The following is an 18520-nucleotide window of genomic DNA, read 5'->3' as shown; positions in this document are numbered from 1 at the left end:
CGTCAGGTGCTTGGCGAAGCGTCGTCGGCGACGCGGAATTTGCGGCCCTCGCGCGCGGCCATGCGCAGGCCGACGGAATCGGGCAGCAGTTTGATCAGGCCCTTGATCGTGCGGTTCACACGGCCGGGAATGTACACCGCATCGCCGCGTTCGACCGCGGCCAGACCCTCGCGCACGACACGGTCGGCCTGCATCCACAACCACTTCGGCATCTGCGAGACCAGCGCGCGCGAACCGGTGACGTCGTGGAATTCGGAATAAGTGAAACCGGGGCAGAGCGCGCAGACGTGCACGCCCCTGGCGCGATTTTCGAGCGCGAGCGCCTGCGAAAACTTGATCAGGTAGGCCTTGCTCGCCGCGTACAACGTGTGCCCGGCCGGCGCGGGGACGTGGCCGGCGAGCGAGGCTACGTTGACGATGCGACCGTAGCCGCGCTCGCGCATGCCGGGCAGCAGGCGCCAGGCGAGTTCGACCGGTGCGGTCATCAGCACCTGGATGAAATCAGCATGCACCTGCCATGGCTGCGAGAGCAGCGAACCGGGCACGCCGTAGCCGGCGTTGTTGATCAGCACGTCGATGGCGAGACCGCGGCGCGCGAGCTCGTCGCAGAGGGCGGCCGGTGTGTGTGGATCGGCAAGGTCGGCGGCGATGCAGTCGACTTGCACGCCGTGCGCGGCTTTCAGTTCTTCGGCGAGCGCGGCGAGACGATCGGCACGGCGCGCGGTCAGCACGAGCGCATGGCCTGATGCGGCGAGCTGGCGCGCGAATTCCGCGCCGATGCCGGCGGAGGCACCGGTCACCAATGCGCGGCGTACGCCGGGTACGGGTGCGGAAAAATCGGGGTTCATGCCCGCAGGATATCAGTTGTCGTCCCGGTTCCGCCGCGTGCTGCGCGACGCCGGTAGTCAGCGTGCCTGCAAATTCGCCAGCGAAGCGCGTGATCGCGTGGCGCCGGTACGGACCAGTTCGACGATGTCCTGGGTCTCTTCGTCGATCATTTCCGGAATCTGCGCGACCAGTTTGTTCGAATTCTCGAATAACGCAATCGCTTCGCGCTTGAGCGCGATGCGCTGTTCGTGCGCGAGATCGGTTTCCTCGCTGCGGCGCAGGCTGAACTCGGCCCTGAGTCCGTCGACCCACGCGCGTACGGCGATCATCTGGCGTTGTCCCGAGAGATAGTCGGGCAATTGCTGCACCATGCGCTCAACTTCGGCGAGCTCTTCGAGTTGGGCGCGCACCGAGGTACCGGCGCGCAGCTCCATCTCCGCTTGTTCCAGACGGGTGGCGATACGGTTGACCATCGCGGTCGGCTGGCCCGGATCCTGACGCTGCATCTCTTCGTCGTAGTCGCGTGACTTGCGGTAGTAGGCGCGGCCCAGGTCGTAGTCGCCGCTACGTGCGGCGATCGATGCGGCAGTGCTCGACTCGAGCACGAGGTTGATGAGGTTCTTGATGTCGCGCGGATTCTTCGCGTACGCAGCTTCCTGTTCGCGGATGGCGTCCTGGGCATAGGCCAATGCCTTCGCGATGCGCTGCGCGTCGTCGCGATCCTCGAGTTGGGCGCGGGCGAGGAAGAGCGAGGTCGTCGCCAGAGCATTTGCGACGTCGTCGCGCTCCTTGTCGTTTGTGGCGGTGCGTTGCGCGGCCTGATAGCCCGCATAGGCTTCGCGCATCAGCGCAAGGCGCTGGCTCGTGGGCATGTCGATGCCGGGTGCCTTGGCGAACTCGGCGAGCGCGTTCGCACGCGCCTGGGTCAGCGCCGAGGGTTCGTCGGCGCTGGGTGCCGTGCGCGCAAGCGCCACGGCCGTTTCGAACTGAGCCTTGGCCGTGTCGAAGTGCTGCGCGTCGCTTTCGCTGCCAGCGAGCAGGGTTTGCGCGAACAGGCGCAGTTCGGACGAACGCGCGTCGGGCGGCGCGAGTGCATCGGCGCGCTTGAGCGCGGCGAGGGCACGGTTCGCGCTCGCCGCACGCTGCGCGGGTGGAATCAGCCCGCGCTCCTGAATCTGCGCGAGCTTGATGTAGCCTCTGGCGACATCGAGCAGCAACCCGCGATTTTCGCCTGCATCGGCGGCGAGACGATCGAGGTATTCGATGCTCGTATCGAGCAGGGTCTGCTGCGCTTTCGCCGTGCCGGGGATGTCGACGATCTGCAGGAACACGTCGCCGACAAAACGGTTGGCAAGGTCGCGCACGCCATCGAAGTGGCGTTCGGCGCGTGCTTTTTCCGCGCGCGCGACGCGTGCCTGCTGCAGCGCGTAGACCGACAGTGTGAGCAGGCCGGCGACGGCGAGCGAGCCGAGCGCAACGCCGAGACGGTGGCGCACGAGAAACTTGCGTGCGCGATAGGCGAGCGCGCCGTCACGCGCACGCACCGGCCGGTTGGAGAGGTGGCGACGCACGTCGTCGGCGAACTGCTCGACCGAGGCGTAGCGTTGCCCGGGTTCCTTGCGCAGTGCCATGAGCACGATCGTGTCGAGGTCGCCGCGCAGCGCGCGGCGCAGGCGTTCGGTATCGAGCGTGGGCGTCGCTGCACCGCCGCGGCCCGATTCGCCCGCACTTGCGCTTGGCCGTGCCGGGTCGGTGCTGACGATCTCGCGCACGAGCGCGTGCAACTGCGAATTGTCGGAACGATACGGGCTGCGTCCGGCGAGCAGACGGTAGAGCAGCACGCCGAGCGAGTAGATGTCGCTGGCGGTCGTGATCGCCTCGCCCTTGACCTGCTCGGGGCTGGCGTACTCTGGCGTGAACGCGGTGAGCGTGGTCGGGCTGTCCGCATCGGCATCGATCAGGCGCGCGATGCCGAAGTCGAGCAGCTTCACCTTGCCGTCGCGGTCGATGAGGATGTTGTTCGGCTTCAGGTCGCGATGCACGACCAGGCGCTGGTGCGCGAACTGCACCGCCGCGCAGACCTCGCAGAACAGTTGCAGGCGCTCGCGCACGCCGAGCGCCGTGCGGTTGCAGTAGCGGTCGATCGGCTCGCCGTCGACGTAGTCCATGACGAGGTAGGGCAAGCCGTCTTCGGTCGTGCCACCGTCGATCAGGCGGGCGATGTTGGGATGGTCGAGTCCGGCGAGGATCTGGCGTTCCATGCGGAAGCGACTGGCAATCGCATCGCCGCCGAGATCGGGGCGGATCAGCTTGATCGCGACGATCTTGTGGTACTCGTCGTCGTCGCGCACGCCGCGGAACACACTACCCATGCCGCCGCGCGCCACCTCGCCGACGATGCGGTACGGGCCGAGTCGGCGTCCGACCCAGCCCGGCATCGCCGCGGTCACTGCCGCCGACTGCAGCAGTTGAGTATCCACCTGCAATGGCTGCTGCAGGAAATCCTCGCCACCGGCAGCACTGGCCAGCCACGCCCGGGCCTCGCGGTGTAAGGCCTCGTCGTCGTCGCAGCGCGCGCGCACGAACGCGTCGCGTTCGGCGACGGGCAAGTCAAGACATTCACCTACGATGTCGGTGAGTTTCTGCCAGCGTGCGGATTCCATAACCCCAAAAGCGCAATACGACCCCGAACGGCTCATCGCACCGTGGCAGCTGACCACGATGAACCCCGATGAGCCGGTTCTTTCGATTCTACGCTCAAAGGAATGCAGGTGGTCTCGTCCGAGGCCGCGAACCCGAAAAATGGAGATTGTCATGTCCGTCTTTATGCATACCCGCACGTCCGTCGCGCGTGTTTCGTCGCGCCGCTTGCCCGCGCTGAGCGCCGCCATCGCACTCGTCATCGCCGCGACGGCTGGCGCCGCCGACACGCCGAAGCCCGCTGCGCGCGGACCGATCGCGCAGTACTGGATGGACCTCGCCACCTACAACATGATGGGCATGGACGAGATGCCGGGCGGTATCGCCGGCTCGATGATGGGCGGCATGATCGGTACGCGCGCCGCGCAGGGCCGCGACGGGCGCCACGCCAAGGGCGTCGGCAATTTCGGCATGACCAAGTATGGCGGTATGCCGGGGCGGCAGATCGACATCGCACTGTACACGGCGAACAAGCCGGCCGGCACGAGCGCAACACAGGAAACCCCGCAGCGCGCCGACGTCGGTGCCGAGCCGCTGCATCTGCTCACGCCGCCGCGCGAAGGCACGAGCGGCAGCGGCGAAGAGACGACCTATCCCGAGCGTCCGCGCGGCCGCATCCTGTTCTATTGGGGCTGCAGTGCGAGCGTGAAACCGGGCCAGCCGCGTGTGATCGACATGGCAAAATTCTCGGCACAGGACTACGCCGGCTTCATGCAGGGTCGCAGCGTACCCGACCGCGGCGCGCGCGCCGAACCGGGTTATGCGATCTGGCCGAACGACAGGGAAAATTCGCGCGTCGCGCGCAGCGCCTCGGTCGCCGGCGAGCACGTCGTCACCGGCGAGGGCGTGCCGGACAATCTGAAATTCACCCTGTCGCGCGACCAGGATTTCATGCCGAGCTTCCGCATCGAATCCGGTGGCAAGCTCGCCGATTCGATCCGCGTGCACTGGCAATCGATCGAGCAGGCGCGCGCCTACCTGCTCACTGCGATGAGCGTGAGCGAGGACAAGTCTGGCGCGCCCGATCTCGTGCTGTGGAGTTCATCCGAGCTGCCGGATCCGGGCACGGGCCTGATGAACTACGCCTCGAACGCGAACGTCGACAAATGGCTGCGCGAGAAGGTGCTGCTCGCACCGACGCAGACCGAGTGCGAGGTGCCGGCCGGCATCTTTGCCAAGGCCGAGAACGCGATGCTGCAAGGTATCGCCTACGGCAACGAGGCGAATTTTTCCTACCCGCCGAAGCCGGCCAATGCGCCGGCGACGTGGTCGCCGGACTGGGTCGCGCGCGTGCGCAACAAGTCGGTGGCGATGAACATGCTTGGTGAGAACGCAGCGTCGATGAATGGCCGCGGACGCGACGAGGACAGTGGCCGCGACGGCGATGGCGAAGGCCGCGGCAAGCAAGAAAAGAAGGGCCCCGTTGATGCGCTCAAGGGCCTGTTCGGGCACTGAGGCGAAACACTGGTGTTGGCGCAGCGTCAGGCCGGTGGTTCGACCTGCGCCGCTTCGAGTTCGCGGCGCAGATACAGCCGTGCCATGGTCCAGTCACGCTTGACCGTGGCCGGCGAAAGGTCGAGCGCTTGGGCGACTTCCTCGATCGACAGGCCGCCGAAGTAGCGCAGGTGGACGACCTGGACCTGGCGTTCGGAGAGTTTGGCGAGATTGTCGAGTGCAGCGTCGAGGGCGAGGAAATCCATCTCCACGCGCAGCGCGCCGCCTTCGTCGTCGGCGCCGGCATCGCGCACCGAGGGCACGCCGGAGTCTTGCTCGAGGCGATCGAGGCTGGTCACCGCGACGTCGCCGCCGCGCTTTTGCGCGCGCTGTGCGCGCGCGTGGTCGACGAGCACGTGGCGCATGATCTGCGCGGCGAGGCGGATGAAATGCGCGCGGTCGTTGAGTTCCAGTTCGCGGCGGTCGGCGAGGCGCAGGAAGACCTCGTTGACCAGCGCGGTTGGCTGCAACGTGTGATCGGCGCGTTCCTGTTGCAACTGGCGTCGTGCCGCGCGATGCAGTTCGTCGTAGACGCGCGGCATCAACTGCGCCATTGCCCCGGATTCGCCCGCGGCATAGCGGTGCAGCAGCGTCGTCAGGGCTTCGTCGGGAGCGAGCTGGGAAGTGCGGGCGGAGTCGTTCATCGTGACGCGTCTGGCTGCGGGAATCGCGAACAGCGACAGGCTTCGCCATTCGAATGCGGCGGATGGACACGCAGTATAGGGTTTTCGGTTTGCACGCGCGCATCTTCCACGCTCTCGCGGCGAGGCACCGCGAGATTGCTCACGCGGCAAACGACGACTGCATCACGTGAACGGTCAGCGCTGTCAGGAGGACGCGCCTGGCAGGATGCGGCGCATCACGCCGTCCTTGAGCACAAAGTGACGGTAAAGCCCGGCGAGCGCGTGGACGCCAGCAACGATAATGATCGCGTGACCCAGGTATTCGTGTGCGACGCCGAGCAATTGCTTGGTTGCCTTGTCGAAGATCTGCGGCTCGGGAAATTCGAACATCCAGAAGAATGCCAGCGGCTCTTGCTGGGCTATGCGCCAGCACACGCCGATCACCGCCTGAGCGACGAGCATGACGTACAAGCCATTCTGTACGACTGCAGCGGCGAGGCGCTGCGCGGCAGTGCCGCTTGCGGCGGGCAGTTTCCGGCGCCGGAACAGGCGCCAATAGACGCGCCACGCCAGCACGACGATGAACAGAAGACCGAACGAGATGTGCAGTGCCTGCAGCAGCTTGCGCATCGGCGTACCGCGCGGCAACTCGCCCCAGATGATCGCCGCAGCGTACAGCCCGATCACGAACACCACTACGATCCAGTGCAGCACGATCGTGGTGCGGTCGTAGCGCGCGTCGGACTGTGGCTGAGGAACGGATCGAGTCTGCAGGTTCATCGTGATCTCCCCGGGAATGCCGCGCGTCAGAATTCGCCGACCGCGTGCGCCTTGGCCAGCAGCGCGCGGCGGAACGAATCGGGCAGCGGCTTGTGCCAGTTGACGTAGAGGTTTTCGTATTCGGTCGGAATCCAGCCCGCGGCGACCGCGACTTCGCGCGCGCGCGGATCGCCGGTGTAGCCGAAGAACGCGTCGCAGCAGTCGGCATAGCGCTCGAACGCGTACTTGAGAATGACGAACCAGGTGCCGCCGGCCGCATACAACGCGTCGCGCTCGTGCGCCTGCATGCGCTTGACCATCTCGCCGTTGCTGCACGAGCCGCCGGACAGGTAGATGTCGCCGAACGGGCGCATGTGCGAGTAGCCGAGCACGTGCGTTGCGCCATCCGCGTCGCGGTAGAGTGCGACGATGTGGCGCGGGAAATCGGGCGCGGGATGGCCGAACTTGCGCTGGAACAGCGCGCCGACGAGGAATTCGGCATCGTCGACCTCGGTGATCGTGATGAAGCTGCGCAGCGCTTCGGGCAAGGTGTGCAGGGCAGGACGTAGCATGGTCGCGAAAACGATCTGAGGGGGAGGCGAAGGGTAGCGGAGTTGGCGCCAAATCCCAACGTCTGCCGCGACGGCGCGGCGCGCGGAATCGGTTAGGATGCGGCAACTTTTGCGCCGCCGACCGATGTCCGAATCGCTTGCCCGCCCGCCGTCGCTCGCTGCCGCGCCGAACCCGCGCCATTGGCGCATCGCGGCTGCGGCATTCTGCTACTTGATGCTTGCCCTGCACGTTGCGGCAGGTTTGCACTCCGCCGGCGTCACCGACTTCTGGCGCGATATGTACTGGTCGACCTTGATCGCGCACGGCGAGCATTTTCCGCGCGCCGGTCCGCCGATCAACCAGATCGCCGAGCTGGGTCCGTGGTGGCACTACCTGCTCGCGCTGCCGATCGCTTTGACCGGGCGCCTTGCCGCGGCGGCGGTGACGATCCAGATCCTTGCGGCCCTGAAGTACTTCCTCGCTTGGCGAATTGGCACCCGCCTCGTCGATGAACGCTTCGGGCTCGCTTTCGCCGTGAGCTTGGCGGTGGCCGGATGGTCGACCGCCTCAATGATGTTTCCAAGCCATCCCGCGCTGGTCGAGACGACCGTGCTGCTGCTCGGCCTCGCCGCATGGCGCTTGCGTACCCATCTCTCGGTCGGCAACGCGCTGCTGTTCGGCCTCGCTGCCTCGGCGTGCGTGCACGCTCATCCCACGACGTTGCCGTATCTCGCCGTTGCCGGCGGCGCCGTCTTGTGGCGGAATCGTTCCGTTTCCGCGCTGGCGTTGCTTGCCATTGCGGTGGCGGTCGTGTTGTTGAGCCTGCTGCCGCCCTGGCTCGATCCGGAGCCGATCAACGACGTGTGGCGGCGCACATTGGGGGACTACGCAGCGAAAGATCTCGGCAACAGCATCGTCATGCGCGTGCCGAAGTTCATCGCGGCGCTGTTTGTCGGCGGCGCCTGGGTCGGATTGTTGCTGTTGACGCCGTGGAAGCTCGCGAGCGCCAAGCTTGCCTGGTGGCTCTATTGTCTGTGCATCGCGCTGGCGATCGGCGGTATTGCCTCGCTGTCGATGCGCGTGACGCCGTTGCGGCGCTGGACGTTCGCGGCAGCGCTGTTTCTCGTCGCGCAGATCGTGTTCGTCGTCATCGCGCGCGCGTGGACGCCGATCTGGATGGTGCCGTCCTGTCTGCCGCCATTGGCCTTCATCGTTGCCGCGGGCTGGTACGAAGGGTTCACCAGCCCGCGCGAGGGATGGCGCGCGGCCGCACTGGTCGCGTTCGCCGCGTGCGCGTTGCTCTCGATCGTGCCGTTCGGTTTCTTCCTGCGCGATCTGCACGGCGTGCGCGCGATGCCGCATGCGAATCCGTTCCGCGACATCGTGCAGAGCGAAGACGGCTACATCGTCGTGCCGGGATCGCCGCTGTCGATGCGCCAGATCGATGCGCTCGGCACGGTGCTGTGCGAACCGGCGACATTGCATGCACGGCTGGCGACCGCGATCGAGCGGTCGCTGGCGACGAGCGTGCGCAATGCCTGCGGTGCTTGGCCGGACCTGCGTTTCGGCGGCACCCGTCCCGGCGCGCATCTCGCCGGTATTCCCGCGCGTGTCGCGAAAGCCGTAGGTATTGCGCCGGACCGCGACATCGGCGGATTGGCGTTGTATTCGCATGTCCATGCGATCGCGCCCGCCGAAGGCGCGCGTGCGACACGCCTGGCGCGCATGCAGGTCGGCATCGATGCGGCGCACGCGGCGCCGTCGCCGCTCGCCTTCGACTTCATCGCGGGCGCGGGCGACGTCATCGTGCTGACCAACCGCATTCCCGCCGCCGCGGCGATGAACGTGAAGGTCGTGCGTGCGAACGACGCGCCCGCGCAGCTTCTGTACGACGAGGGCAATTTGCTGATCTATCGCTGTACCGCGTGCTCAGATGCGGCGGAGGCCAACTGGCAGCTGCGCCTCGACGGCGTCGAGGCGAATCTCGATCTCGTCGTGCTGGAGAAAGACCGCGTGCAGTGAGTGCGGTAGTTAAACGCGCATCCCGCGCAGCAGGCTCTCCAGTTCGTCCGGCGTTTTCCAGTGGGGGCCGCAGACATAGCGCGGCAGCAGCCAGCGATCGGTGTTCGCCTCGACCGGATGTGGCTCGCCGGTGAACGCGGCACGCAGGCGGTGTTCGTGTATGTAATGCGGCAGATATTCGCGCACGAGGTAGTCGTTCCATTCGCCGTAGGGGTAGGCGAACAGCGTGCTGCGATTCGGGGCGAGGTGGACATTGAGCCAGTCCGCGGCGGCGCGAATCTCCGCATCGGCGTCGGCGTAGCTGTCGATCGTCTCAAAAGTGCCTTTGTTCTGTTCGCGCTGCACAGTGCGCGGCAGGGTTGCATGGTTGTGGTCCCAGCTGTGGTTTTCGATCGCGATGACGCCTTCCGACGCCGCGTCGCGCCACCAGTCATCGCGCCACCAGTCGCGGCCGGCCATGCAGGTGACGTCGAGTACCGCACGCGCCTCGGGCGAGACGATGACGAAGCTGGTCATTTGCGCGGGCTGGCCGGTGCGCGCCGTGTGATCGCGCAGAATGCCGGCAAAGCCGCGCTGCGGGCCATGGCGCGGATGCTTCATGTCGTGCCAGTCGAAGTACGAGCCGTCGTCGCAGGTCAGCGCGACGGCGTTTTTCACGCTCGCAGGCGGCGCCTCGCCGAGCAGCACGTCGACGACACGCGCGACCGGCACGATGCGCAAGCCCAGTCGCGCGATGGTGTGCAGGTCCTCGGCGAGCGCGACGTGATTGTTGGTGACGTAGTCGTTGCCGTCGATGTTGCTCGAGTGGTAGGTGAGAATTGGTACCTTCATGTTGCGATAAATCTGGCTGGTGACTCGACCAATGGCGGCCACATAGAATAGCCTGTTATTGCCGACGGCTCGGCCGCAGCAATAACTGCCGCCGTTGCAGTCGGCGGCTTTGCCGCCGCTCAACGCCGGCGCGAGTTGCCCGCATTCTTGAAATTTTGGAGTTATACATGGCCGCTGTTGCGCTCAATCCCGTCGATCTCTACGACGTCCGCTCGCTGCTCACCGAAGAGGAGCGCATGGTGCAGGACACCGTCGCGCGCTTCACCGACGAGCGCGTGCTGCCGATCATCGGCGATTGCTTCGACAAGGCGCGCTTTCCGACCGAGCTGATTGCCGAGATGGCCGAGCTCGGCCTGCTCGGTGCCACGCTGCCGGCCGAATACGGTTGCGCCGGCATGAACGGGGTCAGCTACGGCCTGATCTGCCAGGAACTCGAGCGCGGCGATTCGGGCCTGCGCAGCTTCGCCTCGGTGCAGTCCTCGCTGTGCATGTATCCGATCTACGCCTACGGCAGCGAGGAACAGAAGAAGCAATGGCTGCCGCAGATGGCGGCCGGCAAAGTGATCGGCTGTTTCGGTCTGACCGAACCGCACGGTGGTTCCGACCCGGCCAACATGAAAACGCACGCGAAGAGAGATGGCGGCGACTGGGTCATCAACGGCGCGAAGATGTGGATCACGAACGGCAATCTCGCCCAGATCGCGATCGTCTGGGCGCAGACCGACGACGGCATTCAGGGCTTCATCGTGCCGACCGACAGCAAAGGTTTCGCCGCGCAGGAAGTGCACAAGAAGATGAGCCTGCGCGCGTCGGTGACCAGCGGCCTGTTCTTCGACAACGTACGCGTGCCCGACGCGAACCGCCTGCCGAACGTGAAGGGGCTGAAGGGCCCGCTCGGCTGCCTCACGCAGGCGCGCTACGGCATCACTTGGGGTCCGATCGGCGCGGCGATCGCCTGTTTCGCCGAGACGACCGAGTATGCAAAGAACCGCATGCTGTTCAAGCGTCCGATCGCGGCGACGCAGGCGGTGCAGATCAAGCTCGCCGACATGGCGCGCCGGATCACGCTGGCGCAGCTGCTGTCGCTGCAGCTCGGCCGCCTCAAGGACGCGGGTAAGATGCAGCCGACGCAGGTCAGCCTGGCGAAATGGAACAACTGCCGCATGGCGATCGATATTGCGCGCGAATGCCGCGACATCCTCGGCGCAGCCGGCATCACGACCGAGCACAGCCCGATCCGCCATGCGCTCAACCTCGAATCCGTCATCACCTACGAAGGCACCGAGACCGTACACCAGCTCGTTGTTGGGCGTGAGGTGACCGGCATCAACGCGTTCTGATCGCGTGTCGCTCGAAACGATCCGTATCGAAACCCCGCGTCTGATCCTGCGTCCGATCGCGCGCGAGGATTTCGACGCCTGGGCCGCGTTCATGGCCGACGAGGAGTCGGCGCGTTTCATCGGCGGCGCACAGCCGCGTGCGGCGGCGTGGCGCGGATTCCTTACGATGGCCGGGGCGTGGACGATGCAGGGCTTCAGCATGTTCTCGGTGATCGAGAAGGCGAGTGGTCGCTGGATCGGTCGCATCGGCCCATGGATGCCCGAGGGTTGGCCCGGCACCGAAGTCGGCTGGGGCCTCGCGCGCGAAGCGACCGGCAAAGGCTACGCGACCGAGGCGGCGAGCGCCGCGATCGATTGGGCTTTCGACCACCTCGGCTGGAACGACGTGATCCACTGTATCGAGTCGGCCAACGTGAATTCGGCTGCCGTCGCGGCAAGGCTCGGTTCACGCTTGTTGCGGCAGACTGCGTTGCCGCCACCGTTCAGCGACAAGGTTTGCGACATCTGGGGCCAGTCGCGAGAGGAGTGGCGGGCACGCAAGCGCTGAATGTGACGTTCGACGACACATCGCGCCGCGCACAGTAATGGGTCGCAAAGGAGACTTGGCGTGGTCACCGTCTACGGCATGAAATCCAGCGGCAACTGCTACAAGGTGCAGTTGCTGCTCGAACAATTGCAGAGCCCCTACCGCTGGATCGACATCGACAGCGCGAACGGCGAGACGCGTACGCCGCAATTCCTCGCCAAGAATGCCAACGGCAAAGTGCCGCTGCTCGAACTCGACGACGGCCGACGCCTGTCCGAATCGAACGCGATCCTGAACTTCCTGGCCGAGGGTACGCCTTACCTGCCGGGGGACGTCTGGTTGCGCGCACAGGTGCTGCAATGGATGTTCTTCGAGCAGTACAGCCATGAGCCATATGTCGCCGTGGCACGTTTCATCTGTCGCTGGCTGCCGGCCGATCATGCACGCCGCGCTGACCTGCCGCGTCTGATCGAGCGCGGCGCGCAGGCGCTCGACGTGATGGAAAAGCACCTCGTCGGCCGAGACTTCTTTGTCGGCGACGACTACACCATCGCCGACATCGCATTGTTCGCCTACACCCATTGTGCGGCGGATGGCGGCTTCGATCTTGCCGCATATCCGGCGATCTGCGCCTGGCTTGCGCGCGTGCAGGCGCGGCCGCGGTTCGTGCGCATGCAGGGGTGATCGTGTTCGTCGGCAGGCGCGCAGGCGGTTTGCTGCGGCGCGCGGCGACGCTGCTGGCGTTGGCGCTGGCCGCGTGTTCGGCATTCGCCGCCGCGGTCCCGCCGCGTCTGCCGATCGGGCCGCGCGACACCCCGCCGACGCGCCAGTTTCCCTATGTCGGTCCACTGCGCGGTGGCAGCAATTTTCTCTGGTACACGCTGGGGCCGGGCTGCGATCGTGAGCCCTACGGCATCGTGCCGAACTATCACCATGCCGAAGTACGCACCCAGGTACGCGCGCAACTCGCGGCAATGTTTGCTTCCGGCCAGGCGCGGCTGAGCCTCGGCGTCTATTTCGCCCATAGCGTGCCGACGGGAACGGCGATCGATTCGAGCAATCCGGCCGCGGTTACGCAGGCGGCGCAGAACGTGGCGGATCTGCTCGCCGACGTGAGAGCTGCGGGGTTTCACGCTGTGTTGTTTCGTTTCTTTCCGGTCGGCGTGATTTATCCGCCTAACGACAACTTCGATCCGTCGCTGGTCGGCGAATACTGGAATTTCATTCATGCCATTCGCCCGGCGGTGGCGGGAGCGGGGCTCGCATACCTCATCGATCTCGGTGTCGAATCGCTGCCGCGCGATTCGGATCTGCCCTTCATCCCCGATCCATGGAAGTACCCGCGCAACACGGATTGGAGCCGCGCCGTGCGCACGCTCTGGCAGGACTACTACGCGGCATTCGGCAGCGCCGACACGATCGGCTTCTCGTCGTTGACCGACGATGACCCTGACGTCATGCGTTCGCGCGTGCGCCACATGCGCTACGTCTACGACATCGGCGGCGGCAACCCGCGTTATCCGGCGACGTTTGCGATCGATGTCTACGGCGACACGGCTGCAAACGAGACGATCAAGTTCACCCAGTTCGACCGGGCGCTGCGGCAGGAAGATTCGAGCGGTGCGCTCGGCTGGCGCGACGCTCCTGTGATCGTCGCCGAAACGTATTACGACGACCCGGTCGCCGCGGAAAACTTGCGTGCGGCGATGAACAGCACCCGCCGCAAGGTGCCGTTCCTGACTCAATGGCCGCTCGACCGCGGCAGCGGCGCCCCGACCGGCGGCAATTGCGCTGCGACCAACGTGCCGCCGCCGTTCGTCTGGAGCGTCTACGGCCACTACGGCTTCTGAATCCGGCGAAATTGGCCCTGCGCGCTGGCGTGGGATTGCCATAAAATACGCGCCAATCTTTCCCGAAAAGCGCGCTATGAACGCCGTCGCCAACCCGATTCCCGCCCGCCACAAGAACGTCAACCGCGCCGAGGTCTGCGATGCGAACTTCATCGAGTTCGTGCGCGACTGGAACGGCACGCCTGCGGCTCCCGGTGCGCATCCTTCGGCGCCGATCACGCCGGACAGCCTGTGCACGCGCGAGGATTTCGTGCAGTTGTTCGATTCGCAGCTGATCAGCCGTCACCTCGATCTGATGGCGCGCGTGCTGCGCGTGAAGAACAAGGTGTTCTATACGATCGGCTCGTCGGGGCACGAAGGCAACGCGATGGTCGCGCGGCTCACAAGGCATACCGATCCAGCGTTCCTGCACTACCGCAGCGGCGGATTCATGGCCGAGCGCTTCCGCAAGCTGCCGGGCATGGACCCGATCATGGATTCGGCACTGAGCTTCGCGGCGAGTGCGGAAGACCCCGCGTCGGGCGGTCGCCACAAGGTCTGCGGCAGCAAGCCGCTGTGGGTACTGCCGCAGACCTCGACGATCGCCTCGCATCTGCCGAAGGCGCTCGGCACGGCGGTCGCGATCGAGCAGGCACGGCGCATCGGCCATACGCTGCCGGTGCCCGCGGACTCGATCGCGATCTGCTCGTTCGGCGATGCGAGCGCGAACCACGCCACCGCGCAGACCGCATTCAACGCAGCGGCATGGACGGCGTACCAGAAGCTGCCTGCGCCCGTGCTGTTCGTCTGCGAGGACAACGGCATCGGCATCTCGGTGAAAACGCCGACCGATTGGATATCCGCGAGCTTCTCGGGCCGCCGCGATCTCGACTATTTCTACGCCGACGGTCTCGATATCGCGGCGGGCTACGAAGGCGTCGCACGCGCAGTACATCATTGCCGCACGACGCGCCGGCCGACCTTCCTGCATCTGCGCACGACGCGCATCATGGGTCACGCCGGCACCGACTTCGAAATTGAATGGCGCAGCTTCGAGGAGTTGATGGCGGTCGAAGCGACCGATCCATTGCTGCGCAGCGCGGCGATCGCGCTCGCGTCGGGCGTGTACACGAAGGAACAACTGCTCGCGCGCTATGAGGACTTCCGCGCGAAGTGCTTCGCCGCTGCCGAGCAGGCCGATCGTACGCCGAAGCTGACTTCGCTCGCCGAGGTCGTCGCGCCACTGGCGCCGTACTCGGCAGCCAAGGTGAAGGCTGAAGCGCAGCGCGCCGACTACGAGACGCAGCGCGTCAAGGCATTCGGTGGCGCGGAAAAATTGCCGGAAAAGCAACCGCCGCGGCATCTGGCAATCCAGATCAACAACGCATTGCACGACCTGATGGCGAAGTATCCGGAGAGCCTGCTGTTCGGCGAGGACGTCGCGCAGAAGGGTGGTGTGTACACAGTTACGAAAGGTTTGCACAAGGCGTTCAAGAACGCGCGCGTGTTCAACACCCTGCTCGACGAGACGATGATCTTCGGTCTGGCGCAGGGCTTCGCCAACATGGGCATGCTGCCGATTCCGGAGATCCAGTACCTCGCCTATTTCCACAACGCCGGCGACCAGATTCGCGGCGAGGCGGCGTCGCTGCAATTCTTCTCGAACAACCAGTACAAGAATCCGATGCTCGTGCGCATGGCCGGACTCGGCTACCAGCGCGGCTTCGGCGGGCATTTCCACAACGACAATTCGATCGCCGCGCTGCGCGACATTCCCGGCCTCGTCGTTGGCTGCCCGAGCCGGGGTGACGATGCGGCGATGATGCTGCGCACGCTCGCCGCGCTGGCCAAGGTCGACGGCCGCGTCGCGATCTTCCTCGAACCGATCGCGATGTACATGAGCAAAGACCTGTACGCGGCCGGCGACGGCGAATGGTCGTTCGCGTATCCGTCGCCCGATCAGGCGATGCCGCTCGGCGAAGCTCGCGTGTACAACGATGCGGCGAACGATCTCATCATCTTCACCTACGGAAACGGCGTGACCATGAGCCTGCGCGCCGCGCGCGAGATCGAGAAGGCGCAGGGCTGGAAAGTGCGCGTCGTCGACCTGCGCTGGCTGGTGCCACTCAACGAGGCGCAGATTGCCGCGCAGGCGAAGACGGCGAAACGCATCCTCATCGTCGACGAAGGCCGCCACAGCGCCGGCGTCGGCGAGGGCGTCATCACCGCGATCGCCGAGGCGGGATTCGGCGCGACGCCGTTCAAGCGCGTCGTCGGCGCCGACACTTACACGCCGCTCGCCGGCGCAGCCTTCCTCGTTCTGCCGGGCGAGGCGGATATCGTCGCGGCGGCGCAGTCGCTGTCGTAGGGCTTGGTCGTACTGATGTCTTGCGCGCGAGGCGCGCGCAGGTCGCGCCCCTCGCGTCGAGTTTCCGGCTAAACTTCACGTCGATGAGCGAGCAACTGACCATCCTGTTCGCCGACGTCAGCGGCAGCACGCGGCTGTTCGAAACGCGCGGCAATATCGAGGCGCGGCGACTCGTTGCGGCCATGCTGGCGGCGCTCGGCGAGGTGACGCGCCAGCACGGCGGGCGCGTGATCAAGAACATCGGTGACGAGATCCTGTGCACCTTTCCCGGGCCGATCCAGGGTCTGCTCGCTGCTGTCGACATGCAGAAGCGCATTGCCGCGGACGAGGAGTGCGCGCGCGAATTTCTCGCGATCCGCATCGGCCTGCATCACGGCGAAACACTGGTCGAGGACGGCGACGTCTACGGCGACGCGGTCAACACCGCGGCACGCATGACCGCGCTGGCCAAACGCGAGCAGATCATCGCGACCGCCTCGACGGTGAAACTGCTGACCAACGCCGGCATGCTGCGCGTGCGCTCGATGGGACAGACGCGCGTCGCCGGAAAGATGCTGCCGATCGACATCGTCGACGTGCTCTGGCAGGAGGACGTGTCGAATCTCACCATGGTGCAGCGGGCGATCTCGACCGGGAACTTCGCTGTGCCGCGCGTGCGCCTGCATCTGCGCTACCGCGGCCGCGCGATCGATCTTGACGAACTCGCACCACCGTTCACGCTCGGTCGCGATCTCTCGTCGAGCCTCGTCATCGATGCCGAATGGGTATCGCGCAATCATGCGCTCATCGAGTACAAGCGCGGCTACTTCGTCGTCTCCGATCGTTCCACGAACGGCTCATGGGTGAAGTTCGGCGACGACGACGAATTGTCGTTCCACCGCGACGAAGTGCGCCTGCTGCGCAGCGGCACGATCAGCCTCGGCCAGACGGCCGCGCACAATCCGGAGCATCTGCTGTACTTCCAGTGCAGCGAATAGACGATTCCAAGCTGCAGGCTCGCTGTTGAGCCGGCTCCCTGAACGTTGCGCTGCACGGCCCAGTCGCCGATTTGCGCCAGCCGGCGATTCGGCCGGGCGCAATTTCAGCTGATTCGCAACTCTTTTGCACCGGGCGGAATCCGTATTGGCGATGTCGTCGCGCTGTAGCGCGCGGCAAGAGATTCTCTTTCGCTGCCGAGCCGGTATATGTGCTGTCAATTCCGCCCTGCGGCGATTTTCCTGACGTTCTACACCTGCATTTTTTCGGTGGCATCGGCGCAGGCTTCCCCACTTGTGCCACAAGTACAGGAGCTGCTCGATCATGCCGTGACCCGCGATGGACCCGGGGTCGCGGTGCTGATCGCCAATGGTGATCGCGTCGCGTTCAGCGCAGCGAGGGGGAGGGCCGATATCGAGCTCGGCGTGGCGCTTTCACCAGGCCAGGTGTTTCGCATCGCTTCCGTGACCAAGATGTTCACCGCGGCAATGGTGCTGAAGCTCGCCGGACTCGGCAAATTGTCGATCGACGATGCCTTGTCGAAATACCTTCCGGATTTTCCCGGCGCAGACCGGATCAGCCTGCGCCAGCTGCTCAATCACACCTCAGGTGTCTCCGATCTGGTAAGGGACGTGCAACCGGGCTTCTCGCGACGCGATGTCGACACTGCCGCGCTGATCGCCGAAATTCGCAAGCGTCCTGCCGATTTTCCGCCGGGCTCGCGCTGGGCCTACTCGAATGCCGGCTATATCCTGCTGGGTGCGGTGATCGAGAAGGTGACCGGAAAATCGTGGCATGCCGCGATGCAGGAAGACTTGTTCGGCGCGACCGGATTGAAACGAACGCGCTTCGGCTCCCATTCCGCGTTGATCGCGGGACGCGTCGCCGGCTACACCACGGATGCGCAAACGCAGCGGGTCGACAATGCGCAATTCATCAATTCGGCCGCGGTGTCTGCTGCGGGCGGCCTGGTCTCCGACGCGGACGACCTGCGGCACTGGATGCGCGCCCTGGCCGAAGGTCGTGTGATCGGCCGTGACGGATTCCGCCAGATGATCGCGCCGACGCCGGATCTTCCCGGCGTGGCTACTGCATACGGCTATGGCATGGGCATGTACCTGTGGCACGTCCGCGGCAGCACGATGGTCGGGCATACCGGACAGATAAACGGCTTTGCCTCGTTCGTCGGCTACCTTCCCGCCCGGCAGGCGACGATCGTGGTCCTCGCCAATGACGATAGTTTCGATGCGCGCACGTTCGGCAAGCGGCTCGCGGCAATCGTATTGGGCGAGCCGTTCCCGGTGCCGGTCGGCGTGCGCGTGACAGACGAGATCGCGCAGGCCTTGCAGGGTACCTACCGTGGCGGCGACGGCGTCGTCGAAACGCTTTCGATCGAGGATCATCGAATCTACGCGCGGCGCGGCGACGGCAAGACGATCCCGCTGCAGATGACTGCCGGCCGGAGACTTCATTTCGTGCCGGATGAACTCAGTTACTTCTCGCCTGTCCGCAACGATGCCGGCGAAGTGGTCGAGCTCGACTACTTCGAGGGCGGCGAAGGCCCGCCACGGCCGCTGAAGCGAGTTTCGGAACGCTGAGTCTTGCGTTGTCGATTCCACGCTTTCCCGTTCGTCTTGTAGCAGAAGCAGGCGACAAGCGATGACGCCGCTGCA

The 18520-nt window shown here is 65.5% G+C and carries 15 protein-coding genes; 9 read left to right on the top strand and 6 right to left on the bottom strand.

Annotated features, from left to right (window positions below; translation table 11 throughout):
* Positions 1-2: 2 nt before the first annotated feature.
* Positions 3-848 carry an SDR family NAD(P)-dependent oxidoreductase gene (locus tag F455_RS0113570; protein ID WP_018973847.1) on the bottom strand — a complete coding sequence of 282 codons (846 nt, stop codon included), beginning with the start codon at positions 846-848 and terminating at the stop codon, positions 3-5.
* A gap of 57 nt (positions 849-905) precedes the next feature.
* Positions 906-3491 carry a serine/threonine protein kinase gene (locus tag F455_RS22135; protein WP_018973846.1) on the bottom strand — a complete coding sequence of 862 codons (2586 nt, stop codon included), beginning with the start codon at positions 3489-3491 and terminating at the stop codon, positions 906-908.
* A 151-nt stretch (positions 3492-3642) separates the two neighbouring features.
* Here F455_RS22135 and F455_RS20900 point away from each other — a divergent pair, with 151 nt between their 5' ends.
* Positions 3643-4983 carry a hypothetical protein gene (locus F455_RS20900; protein ID WP_169337347.1) on the top strand — a complete coding sequence of 447 codons (1341 nt, stop codon included), beginning with the start codon at positions 3643-3645 and terminating at the stop codon, positions 4981-4983.
* Positions 4984-5009: 26 nt separating this feature from the next.
* On the opposite strand, the gene F455_RS0113555 is transcribed toward F455_RS20900, so the two are convergent.
* The 3 genes from F455_RS0113555 to F455_RS23235 form a co-directional block, all read right to left on the bottom strand.
* On the bottom strand, positions 5010-5666 hold the full coding sequence (locus F455_RS0113555; protein ID WP_018973844.1) for an ECF-type sigma factor: 657 nt from the start codon (positions 5664-5666) through the stop codon (positions 5010-5012).
* Between the two features lie 183 nt (positions 5667-5849).
* Positions 5850-6425 carry a cytochrome b gene (locus F455_RS23240; protein WP_018973842.1) on the bottom strand — a complete coding sequence of 192 codons (576 nt, stop codon included), beginning with the start codon at positions 6423-6425 and terminating at the stop codon, positions 5850-5852.
* Between the two features lie 26 nt (positions 6426-6451).
* The gene (locus F455_RS23235; protein ID WP_018973841.1) at positions 6452-6976 is read right to left on the bottom strand and encodes a hypothetical protein; all 525 of its coding nucleotides are present in this window, start codon (positions 6974-6976) and stop codon (positions 6452-6454) included.
* 124 nt (positions 6977-7100) lie between these two features.
* On the opposite strand from F455_RS23235, the gene F455_RS23230 reads away from it, so the two are divergent.
* Positions 7101-8978: a hypothetical protein gene (locus F455_RS23230; RefSeq protein WP_018973840.1), complete on the top strand. Its 1878-nt coding sequence runs from the start codon at positions 7101-7103 to the stop codon at positions 8976-8978.
* A 9-nt stretch (positions 8979-8987) separates the two neighbouring features.
* On the opposite strand, the gene F455_RS0113530 is transcribed toward F455_RS23230, so the two are convergent.
* Entirely contained in the window at positions 8988-9809 is an 822-nt protein-coding gene (locus F455_RS0113530) for a polysaccharide deacetylase family protein (RefSeq protein WP_157578799.1), read from the bottom strand.
* 167 nt (positions 9810-9976) lie between these two features.
* On the opposite strand from F455_RS0113530, the gene F455_RS0113525 reads away from it, so the two are divergent.
* The 7 genes from F455_RS0113525 (at position 9977) to F455_RS0113495 (ending at position 18445) form a co-directional block, all read left to right on the top strand.
* Complete coding sequence (locus F455_RS0113525) at positions 9977-11149, top strand: acyl-CoA dehydrogenase family protein (protein ID WP_018973838.1); 1173 nt, start codon at positions 9977-9979, stop codon at positions 11147-11149.
* Between the two features lie 4 nt (positions 11150-11153).
* Complete coding sequence (locus tag F455_RS0113520) at positions 11154-11696, top strand: GNAT family N-acetyltransferase (protein WP_018973837.1); 543 nt, start codon at positions 11154-11156, stop codon at positions 11694-11696.
* Between the two features lie 60 nt (positions 11697-11756).
* Positions 11757-12359, top strand: coding sequence for a glutathione S-transferase family protein (locus F455_RS0113515; protein WP_018973836.1), 603 nt, complete (start codon positions 11757-11759; stop codon positions 12357-12359).
* A gap of 2 nt (positions 12360-12361) precedes the next feature.
* Positions 12362-13525, top strand: coding sequence for a hypothetical protein (locus F455_RS0113510; RefSeq protein ID WP_157578797.1), 1164 nt, complete (start codon positions 12362-12364; stop codon positions 13523-13525).
* Positions 13526-13601: 76 nt separating this feature from the next.
* Positions 13602-15872: a thiamine pyrophosphate-dependent enzyme gene (locus tag F455_RS0113505; protein ID WP_018973834.1), complete on the top strand. Its 2271-nt coding sequence runs from the start codon at positions 13602-13604 to the stop codon at positions 15870-15872.
* An 83-nt stretch (positions 15873-15955) separates the two neighbouring features.
* A complete protein-coding gene (locus tag F455_RS20895; protein ID WP_018973833.1) occupies positions 15956-16849 on the top strand; it encodes an adenylate/guanylate cyclase domain-containing protein in 894 nt (297 codons plus the stop codon).
* 294 nt (positions 16850-17143) lie between these two features.
* Complete coding sequence (locus F455_RS0113495) at positions 17144-18445, top strand: serine hydrolase domain-containing protein (RefSeq protein ID WP_169337346.1); 1302 nt, start codon at positions 17144-17146, stop codon at positions 18443-18445.
* Positions 18446-18520 lie beyond the last annotated feature (75 nt).

It is taken from the genome of Rudaea cellulosilytica DSM 22992, assembly GCF_000378125.1.
GTDB classification, from domain to species: Bacteria; Pseudomonadota; Gammaproteobacteria; order Xanthomonadales; family Rhodanobacteraceae; genus Rudaea; species Rudaea cellulosilytica.
The sequence above is the reverse complement of the archived record's forward strand: the minus strand, read 5'-3'. Positions and strand labels throughout refer to the sequence as shown.